General features: G+C 48.4%; 17 protein-coding genes. 6 read left to right on the forward strand and 11 right to left on the reverse strand.

What is annotated here, in order from left to right; translation table 11 throughout:
* Nucleotides 1-21: 21 nt before the first annotated feature.
* From VK70_RS22150 to rpmH, 10 genes are all read right to left on the reverse strand, one after another.
* A complete protein-coding gene (locus VK70_RS22150; RefSeq protein ID WP_025694531.1) occupies nucleotides 22-864 on the reverse strand; it encodes a ParB/RepB/Spo0J family partition protein in 843 nt (280 codons plus the stop codon).
* A complete protein-coding gene (locus tag VK70_RS22155; protein WP_025694530.1) occupies nucleotides 857-1,618 on the reverse strand; it encodes a ParA family protein in 762 nt (253 codons plus the stop codon). Before VK70_RS22155 ends, VK70_RS22150 begins: the two co-directional genes overlap by 8 nt.
* Before the next feature lie 153 nt (nucleotides 1,619-1,771).
* A complete protein-coding gene (noc, locus tag VK70_RS22160; RefSeq protein ID WP_025694529.1) occupies nucleotides 1,772-2,587 on the reverse strand; it encodes a nucleoid occlusion protein in 816 nt (271 codons plus the stop codon).
* 778 nt (nucleotides 2,588-3,365) lie between these two features.
* Nucleotides 3,366-4,085 carry a 16S rRNA (guanine(527)-N(7))-methyltransferase RsmG gene (gene rsmG / locus VK70_RS22165; protein ID WP_025694528.1) on the reverse strand — a complete coding sequence of 240 codons (720 nt, stop codon included), beginning with the start codon at nucleotides 4,083-4,085 and terminating at the stop codon, nucleotides 3,366-3,368.
* 9 nt (nucleotides 4,086-4,094) lie between these two features.
* Complete coding sequence (gene mnmG, locus VK70_RS22170; RefSeq protein WP_025694527.1) at nucleotides 4,095-5,981, reverse strand: tRNA uridine-5-carboxymethylaminomethyl(34) synthesis enzyme MnmG; 1,887 nt, start codon at nucleotides 5,979-5,981, stop codon at nucleotides 4,095-4,097.
* 47 nt (nucleotides 5,982-6,028) lie between these two features.
* Nucleotides 6,029-7,405, reverse strand: coding sequence for a tRNA uridine-5-carboxymethylaminomethyl(34) synthesis GTPase MnmE (gene mnmE, locus VK70_RS22175; protein ID WP_025694526.1), 1,377 nt, complete (start codon nucleotides 7,403-7,405; stop codon nucleotides 6,029-6,031).
* Nucleotides 7,406-7,505: 100 nt separating this feature from the next.
* Nucleotides 7,506-8,240: an RNA-binding cell elongation regulator Jag/EloR gene (gene jag, locus VK70_RS22180; RefSeq protein WP_025694525.1), complete on the reverse strand. Its 735-nt coding sequence runs from the start codon at nucleotides 8,238-8,240 to the stop codon at nucleotides 7,506-7,508.
* Nucleotides 8,237-9,073, reverse strand: a complete 837-nt coding sequence (locus VK70_RS22185; protein ID WP_025694524.1) for a YidC/Oxa1 family membrane protein insertase — start codon at nucleotides 9,071-9,073, stop codon at nucleotides 8,237-8,239. The genes jag and VK70_RS22185 overlap by 4 nt, the downstream gene beginning before the upstream one ends.
* A gap of 85 nt (nucleotides 9,074-9,158) precedes the next feature.
* Nucleotides 9,159-9,509, reverse strand: coding sequence for a ribonuclease P protein component (gene rnpA / locus VK70_RS22190; RefSeq protein WP_025694523.1), 351 nt, complete (start codon nucleotides 9,507-9,509; stop codon nucleotides 9,159-9,161).
* Nucleotides 9,510-9,781: 272 nt separating this feature from the next.
* Nucleotides 9,782-9,916 carry a 50S ribosomal protein L34 gene (rpmH, locus tag VK70_RS22195; protein ID WP_025337168.1) on the reverse strand — a complete coding sequence of 45 codons (135 nt, stop codon included), beginning with the start codon at nucleotides 9,914-9,916 and terminating at the stop codon, nucleotides 9,782-9,784.
* Between the two features lie 667 nt (nucleotides 9,917-10,583).
* Here rpmH and dnaA point away from each other — a divergent pair.
* The 6 genes from dnaA (at nucleotide 10,584) to gyrB (ending at nucleotide 16,892) form a co-directional block, all read left to right on the forward strand.
* Nucleotides 10,584-11,930: a chromosomal replication initiator protein DnaA gene (gene dnaA / locus VK70_RS22200; protein ID WP_025694522.1), complete on the forward strand. Its 1,347-nt coding sequence runs from the start codon at nucleotides 10,584-10,586 to the stop codon at nucleotides 11,928-11,930.
* Nucleotides 11,931-12,099: 169 nt separating this feature from the next.
* The gene (dnaN, locus tag VK70_RS22205) at nucleotides 12,100-13,242 is read left to right on the forward strand and encodes a DNA polymerase III subunit beta (protein ID WP_025694521.1); all 1,143 of its coding nucleotides are present in this window, start codon (nucleotides 12,100-12,102) and stop codon (nucleotides 13,240-13,242) included.
* Between the two features lie 47 nt (nucleotides 13,243-13,289).
* On the forward strand, nucleotides 13,290-13,517 hold the full coding sequence (yaaA, locus tag VK70_RS22210) for a S4 domain-containing protein YaaA (protein WP_025694520.1): 228 nt from the start codon (nucleotides 13,290-13,292) through the stop codon (nucleotides 13,515-13,517).
* Between the two features lie 32 nt (nucleotides 13,518-13,549).
* Nucleotides 13,550-14,668 carry a DNA replication/repair protein RecF gene (gene recF / locus VK70_RS22215; protein ID WP_025694519.1) on the forward strand — a complete coding sequence of 373 codons (1,119 nt, stop codon included), beginning with the start codon at nucleotides 13,550-13,552 and terminating at the stop codon, nucleotides 14,666-14,668.
* 17 nt (nucleotides 14,669-14,685) lie between these two features.
* Nucleotides 14,686-14,934, forward strand: a complete 249-nt coding sequence (gene remB, locus VK70_RS22220; RefSeq protein ID WP_025691500.1) for an extracellular matrix regulator RemB — start codon at nucleotides 14,686-14,688, stop codon at nucleotides 14,932-14,934.
* Nucleotides 14,935-14,981: 47 nt separating this feature from the next.
* Nucleotides 14,982-16,892 (forward strand): DNA topoisomerase (ATP-hydrolyzing) subunit B, encoded by a 1,911-nt coding sequence (gene gyrB / locus VK70_RS22225; RefSeq protein ID WP_025694518.1) that lies wholly within the window; start codon nucleotides 14,982-14,984, stop codon nucleotides 16,890-16,892.
* Nucleotides 16,893-17,013: 121 nt separating this feature from the next.
* Here the strand turns inward: gyrB and VK70_RS22230 are convergent, their stop codons facing one another.
* Complete coding sequence (locus VK70_RS22230) at nucleotides 17,014-17,877, reverse strand: YheC/YheD family protein (RefSeq protein ID WP_025694517.1); 864 nt, start codon at nucleotides 17,875-17,877, stop codon at nucleotides 17,014-17,016.
* Nucleotides 17,878-17,984: the final 107 nt, after the last annotated feature.

Genomic DNA, 17,984 nt, shown 5'->3' on the forward strand with positions numbered 1-17,984 from the left:
ATGTTTTCCAAGAAGTATTCATTAATTTCCGAGCAGTTCCAGCAGTCGTTCCAAATCCTGAGCACTGTAATAATTCAATTCGATTTTACCTTTGTCCTTACCCTGCTTAATTTTTACTGTCGTCTTGAACCGTTCACGTAAAATTTCTTCTACATTTTCGATGTACGGGTCGCGTTTAACGATCTTTGTCTTTACCCCTCCGAGCGGTTTACGGTCCAGGTTTTTCACCGCTTCTTCCAGTTCCCTTACACTCCATTGCTGATCCACACATTGCTGAGCTAACTGCTTGATCAGTTCCGGTTCTTTCAATCCTACAATTGCACGCGCATGTCCCATCGAAATTGTTCCACGTGAAACAAATTCCTTCACCTCTTCCGGAAGCGTCAGCAGCCGCAAAAAGTTAGCAATATGCGGACGGGATTTCCCAACCTTCAAGGATAGCTCTTCCTGTGTAAGTGAGAATTGATCCATCAGTCCTTGATAAGCAACAGCTATTTCCATAGCGTTCAAATCCTCACGCTGCAGATTTTCAATTAGTGCAATCTCAGTCACCTGTTGGTCACTGAAACTGCGGACAACAGCCGGAATCGTTACTTTTCCGCAGTACTGCGAAGCGCGGAATCTTCGTTCACCGGCGATAATCTCATAGCCTTTAAGTACGCTTCGCACTATAATCGGCTGAATAACCCCATGCTGGCGAATAGATTCGGCCAATTCCTGGATGCTCTCTTCATTAAAGTCTTTACGAGGCTGGTAAGGATTGGCACGAAGCTGTGAAAGAGGAATTTCTACCACTTTATCATCTTCATTAATGGACAAGGAAGGGATTAGGGCATCCAATCCTTTACCCAGACGCTTACTCATAAGATAACACTTCCTTTGCCAACTCATAATACACTTCCGCACCTTTGGAGCGCCGATCATAAGTGATAATGGATTGTCCGTGAGATGGCGCTTCACTTAACCTGATGTTACGTGGGATAATCGTCCGGTACACTTTTTCCTGAAAATACTTTTTCACTTCTTCAATAACCTGTATCCCGAGATTGGTTCGGGCATCCAGCATCGTTAGCAAGACTCCCTCAATTTGTAAATGAGGATTTAAATTTTTCTGTACCAGCCTCACTGTATTTAAGAGCTGGCTCAAACCTTCCAGCGCGTAATATTCACATTGGATTGGAATAATAACGGAGTCGGACGCAGTCAGCGAATTGATCGTCAGAATCCCCAGAGACGGCGGACAATCGATAATAATATAATCATAGTTCTGCTTCACGAGGCCGAGCGCTTTCTTAAGCCGCAACTCTCTTGATATGGTCGATACCAATTCAATTTCCGCGCCTGCCAGCTGAATGGTGGCTGGTATAATGTGAAGACCGTCAACCTTTGTCTCTTGAATCGCTTCTTGAGGAGGAATGTCATCAATCAGAATATTGTATATACAATTTTCCACATCCGCTTTATTTATCCCTACACCGCTTGTGGTGTTACCCTGCGGATCAATGTCAACAAGCAGTACCCTTTTGCCCAAAGTAGCCAAACCGGCTCCTAGGTTCACAGAAGTCGTTGTTTTACCGACACCGCCTTTTTGATTTGCTATGGCAATAATTTTGGACACATATTTCACCTCGAATAGTTGGGAAAAATCTTGTAGTCATTTCACATTGATGAGATAGATTTGCATTTCCTTTTTTAAAAACCAGACCTACATGGATAAGTCGCAGAAAAGGCGGCCATTCACCTCAGGGCCGCCTTCAGCTTTGCAATCATTTTATCTTTTTGGAATTTGGATAACGATCTCATAATGGTCGCCGCGATCGTTCTCAGAAGTTTTGATTTCCATTCCCGAACCGGTTACCATATCAATCGATTGACGAATCGTGTTGAGCGCCAACCGCACATCTTTTGTATAAGAGATTCGTTTTGTTTTTTTGATCTTGGATGCTTCCTTATAAAAGGCTATTCGCGCTTCGGTCTGCTTTACGTTCAATCCTTTGGATATAATTTCTCCAAGCACTTTAAGCTGCATTTCCTCGTTATCCAGTGATAAGAGCGACCGCGCATGTCTTTCCGTGATTTGCCTTTCCATCAAAGCGGTTTTAACCTCTTCCGGCAGTTGGAGCAACCGGATTTTGTTGGCAATGGTGGATTGGCTTTTGCCGAGCCGCTGCGCGAGACTCTCCTGGGTCAATTGATGCAAATCAATCAGCTTCTGATAAGCAACAGCTTCTTCAATGGATGTGAGATTCTCCCGCTGCAAATTCTCAATAAGAGCAATAGAAGCAGCCTGCGAATTGTTGAAATCGCGCACGATTGCCGGAATAGTCTCCATTCCCAGCTTCTTGACCGCACGCCAGCGCCGCTCCCCCGCAATGATCTCATAATGGGAATCTACCATGCGAACGACAATCGGTTGAATCACTCCATGAGTTTTAATCGTCTGGCATAGTTCATCAATCTTCTCATCATCAAAAATAGTACGAGGCTGATAAGGACTGCTGACTATATCATTGACCTGGATTTGCTTAATTTCTTCTCCGCTGCTTCGCTCGGTAAATCCAAACAGTCTGGTGAATTGTTCTTTCATTCCGTTCATTACCACCTAATTTCATTATAGTACGATCTTGACCTTGATTCGGAATAACAATCGTACAAATCAAAAAACTTTATGCGGTTCAGGCACAGCTCAGCTCTATGCCGGGCGAAATGCTCCTCTAATGTTTCTTGAAATTAACAAACAACTAAGAGGTTCAGTTCGGTCCTGCATCATAATGCTGCAAGAATGAAAAAACATCAACGTGCCCAGACGGCGCCTTTGGCACCGCATCGTTACTATATTATTCTATCACTTTTCTGTCCATAATCCTATTCTTCATATGGACCTATTTTCCTTCTAATAGAATGAATAAACCGCAGTTTTATAAGATGAACTTCACATTTCCTTATCCGATTCCATTCGCAATTACGAGGAATGTCTAGCTTCCGGCCTTCGCCCCTTGCCATCCTGAGATGGCTTGATTTTTACGGTGTTCGCGGATGAAATCCGGCGACAGCCTATGCATTCGAAGCTTGCTATAGTCCGGAATCATTCGGGCGGCCGCTACCGCTCTTCAGTCCCAAACCTCCTCGTCGCTGCTCTTTTATCCACACCTTATTTTTCAGTTTCACTGTATATCTTTATGTAAAATGTGTAATCAATCTATTATCAGCATGGGCCAGAATTAATCTCTATTATGAGCTTACTCCAACACTCACTCTATAAGTGCCAGTTCGGCTTCGCTAATAATTACATTAAGCCGCCTCCCGTGTGAGGAAGACGGCCTTTGATTGCAAACCCCTGTTTCCAAATGTTTCACGTGAAACATTTAGAGAAGCGGAGTTTTAGCGGGTATACCTGCTTTACGTGGATATTTAGCCGGTGTAGCACCGGTCTTGCGAATAATGATGATATGTCTGGCTGAATCCTCCACAGGCAAATTGAACGATTCTACCTTTTCCAACTGACCACGCAGTTCTTTAAGACTGAACTTGGACTCGCTTATTTCCTCCATAGGATCACTGCCCTTCATAGCGGCAAAAATACCATCCTTACGGACAAAGGGCAAGCAGAACTCATTCAGCAAAGCCAGCCTTGCAACTGCGCGCGCCGTTACCAAGTCGAATTGATCCCGATGCGACGCTTGTCTTGCAATGTCTTCTGCCCGGCCGTGAACCAGTTCTACCCCTTCCAGCTTAAGCTCATCACAGACATGCTGGAGAAAGGAAATACGCTTGCTAAGTGAATCAACAATGGTCAGCTTGATATGAGGAAAAGCAATTTTAAGCGGAATACCCGGAAATCCTGCGCCGGAGCCAATATCAGCCATCCGCTCAACTGCAGTCATATCCACAAAAAAGGCAAGTGACAGGGAGTCATAAAAATGCTTTGTATATACCTGTTCGCGTTCCGTAATGCCTGTAAGATTCATCTTTTCATTCCAGCTAATAAGCTCCCGGTAATAACTCTCAAACTGTTCGAGCATGGAGGAAATTGAAATCTCCCGCTCTTCCAGCCGCCGGGCAAACTGTTCTTGAATTGCATCCATGGAACTCACTTATCCTTTCGCCGCGGTCACCCGGTTATAGTGCTCCAAGTGGACCAGCAGGATAGAGATATCGGCCGGTGTTACGCCGGAGATCCGTGATGCCTGACCAATGGAAATCGGACGGATCTTCGCCAGCTTTTGCCGGGCTTCGATGGCCAATCCGTGAATATCGCTGTAATCGATATTTTCCGGAAGCTTTTTCTGCTCCATCTTTTGCAGCCGCTCCACATGCTGAAGCTGCTTCTCAATATAACCGGCATACTTGATTTGAATTTCGACTTGCTCCTTCATTTCCTCATCCAGTGACACCGGCGGCGGAGAAATCCGCTCAACAAAGGCATAATCTACTTCCGGCCGGCGCATCAGGATAAGCAGATTGCTGCCGTCGACAATCGGCGCCGATCCTTTTTCTTCCAGTACATAATTTACTTCGGATGGCTTCACCTTTGTATCCTGTAATCTTTGGATTTCCTGTTCCACCTTCTGCTTCTTATCAATAAATGCCGCATAACGTTCTTCGGAAATCAGTCCGATTTCATAACCAATTGGGGTCAGACGAAGGTCGGCATTATCGTGTCGAAGCAGCAGCCGGTACTCCGCCCGGGAAGTAAGCAGCCGGTAGGGCTCGTTCGTGCCCTTGGTCACAAGATCGTCGATCAGCACGCCGATATAGCCTTGGGAACGGTCCAGAATGACCGGTTCTTTCCCTTGGGCCTTGCGGGCGGCATTAATACCGGCCATTACACCCTGGCCCGCTGCTTCCTCATACCCGGAAGTGCCGTTGATCTGACCGGCCGTGAATAGACCTGGCAGACGCTTCGTTTCCAAGCTCGGCCACAGTTGGGTAGGCACCATGGCGTCATATTCAATAGCGTATCCGTTACGCATCATTTCTACTTTTTCTAGCCCTGGAATCGAGCGCAGAATGGAGAGCTGGACATCCTCCGGCAGGCTGGTCGAAAGGCCCTGAACATAGTATTCCGCCGTGTTTTTTCCTTCCGGTTCAAGGAAAATTTGATGTTTCGGCTTGTCGCTGAAACGAACCACCTTATCCTCAATGGATGGGCAATAACGGGGTCCAGTTCCTTCAATAATGCCGGTAAACATCGGAGCGCGATGCAGATTGCTATTAATAATCGCATGGGTCTCCTCCGACGTATACGTCAGCCAGCAAGGAAGCTGCTCGTTGTCCGAAGATTTCGTCTCGTAGGAGAAGAACTTCGGATGCTCATCACCCGGCTGGATTTCCGTCTTGGAGAAGTCAATCGTATCCTTGTGCACACGCGGCGGAGTGCCCGTCTTGAAACGCACCAGTTCAAAGCCCAGCTCGCGCAGGTGCTCCGAGAGCTTAATCGATGGCTGCTGATTATTCGGACCGCTCTCATAGGTGGTCTCGCCCATAATCACCTTGCCCCGCAAATAAGTGCCCGTAGTCAAAATAACACTTTTACTCCGGTAAATCGTTCCAGTCTTGGTAACTACTCCGGCACTAACGCCATTCTCTACAACGAGCCGTTCCACCATTCCTTGACGCAGTGTCAGATTTGGTGTCTTCTCCATCGTTTCCTTCATGGTATGCTGATACAGAAACTTATCGGCCTGAGCGCGCAGCGCGTGAACAGCAGGTCCCTTTCCGGTATTAAGCATACGAAGCTGAATGAAAGTCTTGTCAATATTGCGGCCCATTTCACCGCCCAAAGCATCGATTTCACGGACGACATGCCCTTTGGCCGGTCCTCCGATCGACGGGTTGCAGGGCATGAACGCAATCATATCCAAATTGATCGTCACCATTAAGGTGCTGCAGCCCATACGGGCGGCGGCCAGAGCGGCTTCGCAGCCTGCATGCCCCGCGCCGATGACGATCACGTCATAGCTTCCTCCTTCATAACTCATTACATTTCCTCCTTTATATTAAACACGGCTCTCTACGGCCGTATGTCTTATTTTCCTAAGCAAAACTGTGAAAAAATTTGATCTAGCAGCGAATCTGCCGCCGTATCGCCGACAATCTCTCCAAGCTGTTCCCAGGCAAGCCGGACGTCAATCTGGATCATGTCGATTGGTATCAGCTGTTCCGCTGCTTCATAGGCATCTTGAAGCGACTTATGCGCTTTTTTAAGCAAAGCGATATGACGCACATTGCTGACATAGGTCAAATCGCCGGACTCCAGCTTGCCTCCGAAGAAGAGTTCGGAAATAGCCTCCTCCAACTGGTCAAGGCCCTTCTCTTCCAGCACGGACATGGAGACGATCGCAGATTCATCGAAATACTGCAGCAGCACACTTTTGTCCAATTTCGGCTGTAAGTCCATTTTATTCATGATACATAAAACTTGTCTACCGTGGATTTGTTCCATTAAAGTCAATTCGTCCTCATGCAGAGGCTCGCTGGCATTCAGCACAAGCAGAATAAGATCGGCCTCACTGACGGCGGCTTTGGAGCGTTCCACCCCAATTTTCTCCACCACATCCATGGTTTCACGGATACCGGCCGTATCCAGCAGCTTAAGCGGAATGTTGTTTATCGTGACGAATTCTTCGATGACATCCCGGGTCGTTCCGGGAATATCCGTCACAATCGCTTTGTTTTCCCGGGCCAGCGCATTAAGCAGCGACGATTTCCCGACATTGGGACGGCCGACAATAGCAGTCGTAATCCCTTCGCGCAAAATTTTTCCTTGAGTCGCCGTCTTAAGCAGCTGGTCAATCCCTCCCATGACTTCACGGCTCTTGTCTTTGACATATTCCGCCGTCAGCAGCTCAACATCATGCTCCGGATAGTCGATATTGACCTCAATATGAGCAAGCAGCTCCAGCAAACTTTGTCTAAGAATGCCGATCCGCTGCGACAATGAGCCCCCAACTTGCTTCAGAGCGACGGAGAAAGCGCGATCGGACTTTGAGCGAATAAGGTCAATTACCGCCTCGGCCTGGGACAAATCGATTCGGCCTCCGAGAAATGCCCGCTTGGTAAATTCACCGGGCTCCGCCAGGCGGATCTGCTGCTGAAGCAGGACATCCATCACTCTGCGCACCGAGATGACACCGCCGTGCGTACTAATCTCCACCACATTTTCAGTCGTAAAAGAACGCGGGGCCCTCATGACAGTGACGAGTACTTCTTCCATAATTTCGCCATTGCCTGGACTTACGATATGTCCATAGTGAACGGTGTGACTCTCTGCTTCCGTCAGTGGAATCCGGCTGCGGAACAATGGTGCTACCTGAGTGATGCTGTCCGGTCCGCTTACCCGGATAATTGCGATTCCTCCCTCGCCCACTGCCGTCGAAACAGCGGCGATTGTATCACTGAGCATGTCTACCTTCACCTTTCTTCATCATATAATCAAGCACCATATATACGTTAAAAAAACAATGACCCCTTACAGTGTCAAGGAGTCATTGCGGCTATAGTCTCTACTTCAATGTGATAACGACGCGGCGGTTCGGCTCTTCACCCTTGCTGTAGGTGTTCACCTGGCGGTGATCCTGAAGTCTGGAATGGATAATCTTCCGCTCTTGCGGCGACATAGGCTCCAGCACAACTTCTTTGCGGGTACGAACGACCCTGCCTGCCAGGCGATCCGCCAGATCCTCGAGCGTCTTCTTGCGCCGTTCACGGAAATTCTCCGCATCCAGCACTAGACGGATAAAGCTGTCGGAATAACGATTGGCAACGATATTAGCCAAGTATTGCAATGCATCGAGAGTTTGTCCTCTTCTGCCAATCAGCAGCCCCAAATCCGGACCGGTGATTTGCAGTGTATCGGCATCCTTGGAGTGAATGACTTCCACATCTACGTGAAGTCCCATGCTCCCGGCGACATCCACTATGAAATGAATCGCCTCCTGATAAGCTTCCTCTACCGGTTTTTCGGAATCCTGGCGGGGCGCGCCCCCGATCGCCTCTCTTGTCGTCTGGGTTTCATTCTGCTGAGGCAGTGACGGAGCACTCGCCGCTGATACCGGCGCGGGTTCAGGAAGCAAGGTAAGCTCCACCTTCGCGTCCTTCGCACCGATTAATCCCAGGAATCCTTTTGAGGGCTGTTCAAGCACGGTGACCGTAACTTTGTCCTTTTCGGCCGCCAACCGGGCAAGTCCGCGCTTCACAGCTTCTTCAATGGTTTTCCCTGTCGCGACGACTTTGTTCATTTCGACTTTTTAGCCTCCTTCAACTTCGCTGTCTTACCGCTGCTGTCAGAATCAGCGACTGCCGTTTGGGGAGTAGCCTTTCCCCGATACAGGAAATAATTCTGACCGATGGTATACAGGTTGCTGAATACCCAGTAAAGCGGCAGTGCGGACGGGAAGTTGTAAGACATAATAAAGATTAAAACCGGATAAACCATCAGCATGAACTGCATGGGGCCCTGCTGCTGCATCGGATTCATCGACGACATCATTTTCGTTTGCAGGAATGTCGTTATCGCGGCAAGCGCCGGTAGGATGAACAAATGGTCGGGCTTTCCAAGCTGCAGCCACAGGAACGAATGCTCCCGCAGATGGGGATTATAATAAATCGAGTTGTAAAGAGCGATAAAAATCGGCATTTGTACAATCAGCGGCAGACAGCCGGCCATCGGATTGACTTTGTTCTCCTGGAACAGCCGCATCGTTTCCTGCTGGACTTTTTGGGGATCGTCTTTATATTTTTTCTGGATTTTCTGAAGCTCAGGTTGAATGGCCTGCATAGCACGCGAGCTCTTAATCTGCTTCATTGTCAGGGGTAAAATAAGCGTACGGACGATAATTACCATTACAAGAACGGCAAGCGCGTATTCACCGTTAAACCACTTTGCAAACAGTTCCAAGGCCTCGGCAAAGTAAAGGACAACATTCCTTTCCCAAAAGTTCCCTTTCTGCAAATCCTCAACTGTATGCGTAACCGTGGCCGATTGACCGCACCCCGATAATACAGCCATCATTAGAACTAATCCGGTGATGAGGAGAAACCATTTTCCTCGTCTAGTCTTCAATAGAGACACTTCATAACCCCTCTCTTAAACATTCCATTGCACCGTAAATCATACCATAATTATGAGGACAAATAAACAAGCCCCGCCGCCCCATCTATTTGCGCGAAGCCTTGAGCAGCTTGGCTTTGCGCAGCACGTGCAGCACGCTTTTTTCAAGCTCCGCATAGCTCATATCGAGAGCTCCTTTTCTAACGATGAATACCAGATCCAGCCCGCCGGCGATCTCGGCTTCGTGGTGACGTACAATCTCCTTCACGAGTCTTCTCATCCGGTTGCGGACAACAGCGTTCCCAACCTTTTTGCTGACCGATACGCCAACCCGGAACCGCTCCAACTGCTTTCGATTGAACCAGTACACCACAAACTGATGGTTCGCAAACGACTTCCCATGTCTGTATACGCGGCTGAAATCGGCGCGGTTTCGTAAACGCAAGCTTTTATGCACGGGAATCTCCTTGTTTCAAAGACCGTAAGGGTCCTCAAAATTTTTCTTCTTATTATTATAGTCACTGGAGAGCTTCATTAAACGAGGCAGCACCAGCCTTAAATCGCCATCCCCAACGCAGGCAATCGGTAATTTCCCCCATTATGCAAGAAGAAACGGCTAAGCTCCCAGAAGGAACACTACCCGTTTCCCCAGATATATAAGAAGATAAACATGAAGCTTATCCCCTTATATATAAAAAAGACCACCGTAGTGGTCTTACCTAGACTGACTTACGCACTCAGAACTTTTCTGCCTTTCAGGCGGCGAGCAGCCAGCACCTTGCGGCCGTTTTTCGTGCTCATTCTTGCGCGAAACCCGTGCACCTTCTTACGCTTGCTTACATTCGGTTTGAACGTCGGTCTCATGTATTGCACCTCCCTTGCAGGAACTTAATGGACTGTCTATAAACGGCTTGGCCGTCCCAGGTAGGACAGTATCTACAAGATCATCATTTTCATTTATCTGAGAAATTACCTCACAGAAAACACCTTTATATATTAAAACATAAATCAGCAGTAAAAGTCAACTGAAAACTTGCTCCCTCTTTTCCCTCTCCTAAATTAGCGTTTATCCACAGCTTCCAAGGCAAATTTAATAATCCACAATTCCTCAAAGTTATCCACCTGTGCCCAACAAGCGGCAAAAAAATCCTCGGTACATGGACAACCTGTGTATAAAAAAATAAATGATTGCCGGATCATGTCGAACGCTGAACAAATTATCAACAATATGTAGTATTGTGGCTATTAATTATACACAAGTGGTTGAATTTGTGGATAAAATCCGTGGGTTCATTGAAAATCAAGGGGAGTTTTGCTATGATGGTATTACTTTTGATTGTGAATAGATTTGAATGTCCTCCATATTATCAACAAGCTGTGGATAAAGTTGTGAACAATTCAAGTTTATCCATATTTTTTTGTCTTCTCTTCCTGCGTATTGGGGATAATATCTCCCCATCATCTTATTTTCTTCGATATTTCCACTTCATGGCTTTAGCCACATTTGGAAGATTTAAAGGAGTGACAGTGTGTGGACAGCCATACTTCCGAACTATGGCAGCAGATTTTATCGATTATTCAGACCAAACTAAGCAAGCCAAGTTTCGACACCTGGTTTAAGGCGACCAAAGCGATCTCATTCAATTCCCAATCGCTTGTTATTTCGGCGCCAACGACCTTTGCTGTCGAATGGCTTGAGAGCAGGTATACGAAGCTGGTTGGAGCTACGGTCCTCGAAATGACCGGGAAGCAGGTGGACGTCAAGTTTGTTATAGAAGAGAACAAGCCTGCGGAGCCTGTCGTGCAGATTTCGTCCGGGCCGCCCGCTGTATCCCGTGATGAAGCTCAGACGCATATGCTGAATCCCAAATATACGTTCGATACGTTTGTCATCGGTTCCGGCAACCGGTTTGCTCACGCGGCGTCCCTTGCCGTGGCGGAAGCGCCTGCCAAAGCTTACAATCCCTTGTTCTTATACGGAGGGGTGGGACTCGGCAAAACTCATCTGATGCATGCGATCGGTCATTATATTCTGGAACATAATCCGAGCAATAAGGTGATTTATATTTCATCAGAGAAGTTCACCAACGAGTTCATCAATTCCATTCGCGACAACCGCGGAGAAAGCTTTCGCAATAAGTACCGCAACGTCGACATCCTGCTGATCGACGATATTCAATTCCTGGCCGGCAAAGAATCAACGCAGGAGGAATTTTTCCATACGTTCAACGCGCTGCATGAGGAACGCAAGCAGATCATCATTTCCAGCGACCGTCCGCCAAAAGAAATTCCGACTCTGGAAGAGAGACTGCGCTCCCGGTTTGAGTGGGGACTGATAACGGACATTCAGCCGCCGGATCTGGAAACGAGAATTGCGATTCTGCGCAAGAAGGCCAAAGCCGAGAACCTTGACATTCCAAATGAAGCGATGATGTATATCGCCAATCAGATCGATACCAACATCCGTGAGCTGGAAGGCGCTCTCATTCGGGTGGTTGCCTACTCATCCCTGACCAATCAGGACGTGACGACACATTTGGCGGCCGAAGCGCTGAAGGATATCATCCCGTCCAGCCGGCCGAAGATGATTACGATACAGGATATTCAACAAAAAGTCGGCGAATATTACAACTTACGGCTGGAGGATTTCAAAGCGCGCAAGCGGACGAAAGCCGTCGCTTTTCCAAGACAGATTGCTATGTATCTTTCCCGTGAGCTGACTGACTACTCCCTGCCCAAGATTGGCGAAGCCTTTGGAGGCCGGGATCATACGACCGTCATTCATGCCCACGAAAAAATAAGTCAAACGCTCAAAGTCGACCAAGAGCTGTACAAAGTGGTAAACAATATTTCAGAGAAAATTAAAAATCCTTCATAACAAAAGGAATAAACAAGCCTATACACAATCTATTCACATGTGCGTAGGCTTAATTTTATGCGATCCGGGCAACTTATCCACATATCCGGCGCCCCTACTACTAATACTATTTAAAAGCTTTAATATTCTTCATCTAACGCTTCCCCATTTTTCAGCTAGGAGTGAAACTATGAAAATCAGCATTCTTAAAAATGAACTCAACGAATCCATCCAACACGTATCCAAAGCGATATCCAGCAGAACAACGATCCCCATTCTGACAGGCATCAAAATGGAAGTCAGCTATCAGGGCGTTACGTTAACCGCAAGCGATACGGATATTTCCATCCAATCGTTCATTCCCGCGGAAAATGACAGCACGCAGATCGTTAAAGTGGAGCAGCCGGGAAGCGTAGTGCTTCCTGCCAAATTTTTCGTTGAAATTATTAAGAAGCTTCCGTCCACTGAGATTCACATGGAGGTTAAGGCAGGCTTTCAGACTTTCATTGCTTCAGGCGCGACGGAGATCCAGATGGTCGGTCTTGATCCGGAAGAATTTCCCGTTCTGCCGAATATTGAGGGAAATGAAACGATCTCTTTGCCCGGCGATTTGCTGAAAGAAATGATCAAACAAACGGCTTTTTCCATCTCCAACCAGGAGACAACGCCGATATTAACAGGTATACTATGGAATCTGTCCGACGGGGAGTTGAAATTTACGGCGACGGACCGCCACCGGCTGGCAACAAGAGCCGCCAGACTGGAAGGTACAGAGGATATCCATTTTGGCAATGTCGTTATCGCCGGCAAAACGCTGAATGAACTGAGCAAAATCATTCCAGATCAGAACATGCTGGTAGATATCGTTGTGGCCGACAACCAGGTGCTCTTTAAGCTGGACCGGGTTCTTTTCTACACACGCATCCTGGACGGCATTTACCCTGATACTTCTAGAATTATTCCGAGCGTCTACAAAACAGAACTAACTTTGGATACAAAAAAATTAAGCGAATCGATCGACCGGGCTTATTTGCTGTCCCGCGAGGAAAAGACGAACATCGTCCGGCTGCAGACATTGGAACATGGAGGCATCGAAATTTCCTCAAGTTCCTCGGAGCTTGGCAAGGTGCGGGAAGAGCTTGGAGTGATAGACTTCAAAGGAGAAGAGCTGAAAATATCGTTCAATTCCAAATATATGCTGGACGTGCTGAAAGTTGTCGACAGCGAGCAGCTGACAATCGCTTTTACCGGCATGATGAGCCCGATTATTCTGAAGCCGCTGGATGCAAGCAAGGCACTCTACGTCATTTTGCCTTATCGTACGACCAATTAACGCCACAATTCCCTTTTGTGGATAAATGGCCTGAGAGGAAAGAAATCATGAAAAAAATAGTTATCCACAGTGGATATATTAAACTGGATCAATTTTTGAAGCTTTCGGACTGCGTATCCACAGGCGGGATGGCGAAGGCTCTGCTGCAGGAGGGCCATGTGCTTGTGAACGGAGAACCTGAGGATCGCCGAGGCAGAAAGCTGTATCCGGGTGATAAAGTCGAAGTAAAAGGGGAAGGCCTGTTCGAGGTAGCCGGAGGGGAAGAACAACAGTAGCCTGCCGTACCCTATATGGGAGGAACGCTTTCGTGTTTGTTAACAGAATCAGCCTGCGGCATTACCGCAACTACGGATCGCTGCTGCTTGAGGGCCTGGGGGATGTGAATCTGATCCTTGGACAAAATGCCCAGGGCAAGACGAATCTCGTTGAGGCGCTCTATTGCCTTGCGATGACCAAGAGCCACCGGACCTCCAAAGACCGCGAGCTGATCTCCTTCGATGCTCCGGACGGGGCCGCTCATATCGAGGCGGAGGTTCAGCGGAAGTACGGAAGTTTGAAGCTCGAGCTGTCATTGTCCCCGCAGGGGAAGAAAGCGAAAATTAACGGTCTGGAGCAGCGGCGCCTGAGCGAGTTTGTCGGTTCGCTGAATGTCGTTATGTTTGCGCCGGAGGATCTGGAGATTGTCAAAGGCACTCCCGGTGTGCGGCGCCGTTTCTTGGACATGGAAATCGGTCAGGTTCAGCCAAGCTACCTGTTCCATCTGCAGCAGTACCAGAAGGTGCTCCTCCAAAGAAGCAATCTGCTAAAGCAGCTGTGGGCAAAAAATGGGGCAGGAGGGGATATGCTGGAAATATGGGACGCCCAGCTTGCGGAGCATGGTGTTAAAATCGTCAAAAAAAGGAAACAATTCATAAAGAAGCTGCAAATATGGGCTGAAGAAATTCATAAAGGGATTACAAACGGCGGTGAAGAGCTGAAATTACGCTATGTTCCTTCTTTCGGAGAGCGGGAGGAGGAAGATGAAGCTGTCTTATTAGACAAATTTATGTTAAAGTTATCACAAACACGTGAACAGGAAATCCGGCGAGGAATGACGCTGACAGGTCCCCATCGGGACGATCTGTCCTTTTTTATCAACGGCAGAGAAGCTTCCGTCTACGGCTCGCAGGGGCAGCAGCGCACGACCGCCCTTTCGCTTAAGCTGGCCGAAATCGAACTGATCCATGAGGAAATTGGGGAATATCCCGTCCTGCTGCTTGACGATGTCCTGTCCGAGCTTGATCCGTACCGTCAAACGCAGCTGATCGAAACTTTTCAAAGCAAAGTGCAGACTTTCATAACGGCCACCGGAATTGAAAGCCTGAATGCCGATAAATTAAAAGGTGCAACCCAGTATCGGGTCCACAGCGGGATCATAGAGTCTTAAACGAGCGGAGGAAGACCATGTATATTCATTTGGGCGGGGAAAAGATTATCCGGTCTTCGGAACTGATTGCCATATTCGATATTTCGATTGAGAAATCCTCCAAACTGTCCAAACAGTTCGTAGCCGCCGCTTTAAATGACAAAAGACTGGAGCGTATCGGCGAAGAAGAAGCGAAATCCATAGTCGTCACTCAGAACGTTGTGTATTATTCCCCCATTTCTTCTTCCACACTCAAAAAACGATCCAGAATGCTGCTTGAAAGTTAAGGCCCCGTGCGGGCACAAGTGATAATCTGAAAGAAGTAGGTGAAGGCATGTCAATGAATCAACCGACATATGATGAGAGCCAGATTCAGGTGCTTGAAGGGCTGGAAGCAGTCCGTAAGCGTCCGGGCATGTACATTGGTTCGACCAGCGTAAAGGGCTTGCACCATCTCGTATGGGAAGTTGTCGATAACAGTATTGACGAAGCGCTGGCCGGTTATTGCGACAAAATCCAGGTTATTGTGCATGAAGACAACAGCATTACCGTCATCGATAACGGACGGGGGATTCCTGTCGGAGAGAACCCGAAGCTGAAGAAATCGACGCTTGAAGTCGTCATGACCGTTCTGCATGCAGGCGGTAAGTTCGGCGGCGGCGGATATAAAGTTTCGGGCGGTCTGCACGGAGTAGGTATCTCGGTAGTAAATGCTCTCTCGGAAAAGGTTATTGTTACCGTCAAGCGCGAGGGGCATGCGTACCAGCAGGAATACCGCCGGGGCGTGCCTCAGTATGATATTAGGACGATTGGCGATACCGATGAAACGGGCACCAAGACGACCTTCCTCCCGGACCCGGAGATTTTTACCGAAACGACTGTGTATGACTATAATACGCTGCTTACCCGGATTCGCGAGCTCGCCTTCCTGAACAAGGGAATCGAAATCTCGCTTACGGATGAACGGACCGGTGCATCGAGCACATTCAAATATGATGGCGGTATTATTGAGTACGTGAAGTTTCTGAACGAGAAAAAAGAAGTGCTGCACGAGGAACCCATCTATGTTGGCGGTTCCCGCGACATGATTCAGGTCGAGGTTGCTCTCCAGTACAATGATTCATACACCGAGAATATTTATTCATTTGCCAATAACATTCATACCCACGAGGGCGGCACCCATGAATCCGGATTCAAAAGTGCTTTGACGCGGATTATCAATGATTATGCGCGCAAAAGCGGCATTATCAAGGATAACAGCTCCAACCTGACCGGAGATGACGTGCGTGAAGGACTGACGGCAATCATTTCCGTGAAGATTCCCGAGCCGCAGTTCGAAGGCCAGACGAAGACAAAGCTCGGCAACAGCGAGGTTCGCGGGATTGTGGAATCGTTGTTCGGCGAGAAGCTGCAGGAGTTTCTTGAGGAGAATCCTGCGATCTCCCGGCGCGTGCTGGAGAAGTCGCTGCAAGCCTCCCGCGCGCGGGAGGCAGCGCGCAAAGCCCGCGAGCTGACGCGGCGCAAGAGCGCGCTTGAAGTCAGCTCGCTGCCTGGCAAACTGGCGGACTGCTCGTCCAAGGACGCTTCCATCAGCGAATTGTTCATCGTCGAAGGCGACTCCGCCGGCGGTTCGGCGAAGCAGGGACGCGACCGGCACTTTCAGGCGATATTGCCGCTGCGCGGCAAAATTCTGAACGTGGAGAAGGCGCGCCTGGACCGCATTCTGTCCAATGCCGAAATCCGCGCGATTATAACCGCTCTGGGAACGGGGATCGGCGATGATTTCGATCTGTCGAAGGCCCGTTATCATAAGGTTGTCATCATGACGGATGCGGATGTCGACGGCGCCCATATCCGCACTCTGCTGCTGACCTTCTTTTACCGGTACATGCGCAAAATCGTTGAAGCGGGCTTTATCTACATCGCCCAGCCGCCGCTGTTCAAGGTGGAGCGCAACAAGGTTGTCCGCTACGCCGGATCAGAGAAGGAACGGGATGAAATTATCGCCACCTTCGGCGAGAACGCCAAGTTTAATGTTCAGCGCTATAAAGGTCTTGGGGAGATGAATGCCACTCAGCTATGGGAGACAACGATGGACCCCGAGAGCCGCAGCATGCTGCAGGTAACGATTGAAGACGCCATTCTGGCCGACAGCATTTTCGACACCCTGATGGGAGATAATGTGGAACCGCGGCGCGATTTTATCCAAGAGCATGCCAAGTCGGTTAAAAATCTGGATATTTAGTTATTCTGCACTGGCCATGCCAGTAGCTATCGTTAGCAGCCTCCGGTTGCCGCCCAGCGGGCGAGCGACTTCGGGGGCTGCTTTTTTAAGTATGGCGGACGATTATGAAGAGATCCGAGGGTTAATGGCTGCGCGCAAGCGGCTTGCGGCGTAAGGATGTGCTCGGGCTGCTAAAGCCGGCACGGCCGTAGGCGGCGGCATACTGGTGGATTTTTCGGTAAATGGATTTGTCGTCGAACATCTTAAATACTACGAGAGAAGGCAGTGTATTAACCTCAAGAATCCATAGATCGTAGTGATCATCCATGGCGACATCCAGCCCAATTTCCTTCATGCCTGGAAAAGCCGTCTCCAACTGATGTCCAGTATCTACACCAAGATTTTTCAGATGGGTGATCATTGCTAAGCGCTCGTTCTGCTTCATATGCTCCTTCAGCAGCGCTTCGACAGATAATACTCTGCCTCCGTTATGATAGTTGGTCACAATTTTTTGCGGAGCCGCCACTCTGCCGATCAGTCCGGTCGTTTCCCAGCGTCCTTCAGGGCTTTTTTGGACAAGTACACGCAGATCGAACGGATGTTTCTTGTAGCACAGCAGGCTGATACCTCTTTGAATCAAATAGAAACGTCCCTGTGTTCTTTCGGCTATCGCTTGATGTAGTTCCTCGATGGAACGATACGCCTGTGCTTTTGTGTCATAACGGAGAATATACAGAATACTGGAATGGGAGTCTTCCCCTTCGTTTTCTCCGGACTTTTCCGTGCCGCTGGGGGTCAAGTTCAAGCTCCGCCGCTCAGCTCGCATAACCCCGCTTCCATAGGTTCCGCGGTCGGGTTTGATATAGACGGTTTCATACAGGCCCAGCATCTCGCTGAGCGCTTCAGGATCATATTTACGGGTATCGGGAATATAAGGCGTTAAGGAATGATTAAGCAGAATGACTTCGGTCTTGGCCCATTTGCTGGGAACCCGTTGAATTCTCATGATATTCCTCCTCTACACTGCTGAAATATAAGGACAAGTGTTCTAAACAATGGTATAATCGAAGGATATGGGATAATGTCTTGGGCGGACTTTTGGAGCGGTTAGGC

This window comes from Paenibacillus durus ATCC 35681 (assembly GCF_000993825.1).
In the GTDB taxonomy this organism is placed as follows: domain Bacteria; phylum Bacillota; class Bacilli; order Paenibacillales; family Paenibacillaceae; genus Paenibacillus_AQ; species Paenibacillus_AQ durus_B.

Excerpts from the sequence above, each read along its gene's own strand:
- VK70_RS22150 (WP_025694531.1), bottom strand. The coding sequence starts at position 864 with ATGAGTAAGCGTCTGGGTAAAGGATTGGATGCCCTAATCCCTTCCTTG.
- noc (WP_025694529.1), bottom strand. The coding sequence starts at position 2,587 with ATGAAAGAACAATTCACCAGACTGTTTGGATTTACCGAGCGAAGCAGC.
- rsmG (WP_025694528.1), bottom strand. The coding sequence starts at position 4,085 with ATGGATGCAATTCAAGAACAGTTTGCCCGGCGGCTGGAAGAGCGGGAG.
- mnmG (WP_025694527.1), bottom strand. The coding sequence starts at position 5,981 with ATGAGTTATGAAGGAGGAAGCTATGACGTGATCGTCATCGGCGCGGGG.
- mnmE (WP_025694526.1), bottom strand. The coding sequence starts at position 7,405 with ATGCTCAGTGATACAATCGCCGCTGTTTCGACGGCAGTGGGCGAGGGA.
- jag (WP_025694525.1), bottom strand. The coding sequence starts at position 8,240 with ATGAACAAAGTCGTCGCGACAGGGAAAACCATTGAAGAAGCTGTGAAG.
- rpmH (WP_025337168.1), bottom strand. The coding sequence starts at position 9,916 with ATGAGACCGACGTTCAAACCGAATGTAAGCAAGCGTAAGAAGGTGCAC.
- dnaN (WP_025694521.1), top strand. The coding sequence starts at position 12,100 with ATGAAAATCAGCATTCTTAAAAATGAACTCAACGAATCCATCCAACAC.
- yaaA (WP_025694520.1), top strand. The coding sequence starts at position 13,290 with ATGAAAAAAATAGTTATCCACAGTGGATATATTAAACTGGATCAATTT.
- remB (WP_025691500.1), top strand. The coding sequence starts at position 14,686 with ATGTATATTCATTTGGGCGGGGAAAAGATTATCCGGTCTTCGGAACTG.
- gyrB (WP_025694518.1), top strand. The coding sequence starts at position 14,982 with ATGTCAATGAATCAACCGACATATGATGAGAGCCAGATTCAGGTGCTT.
- VK70_RS22230 (WP_025694517.1), bottom strand. The coding sequence starts at position 17,877 with ATGAGAATTCAACGGGTTCCCAGCAAATGGGCCAAGACCGAAGTCATT.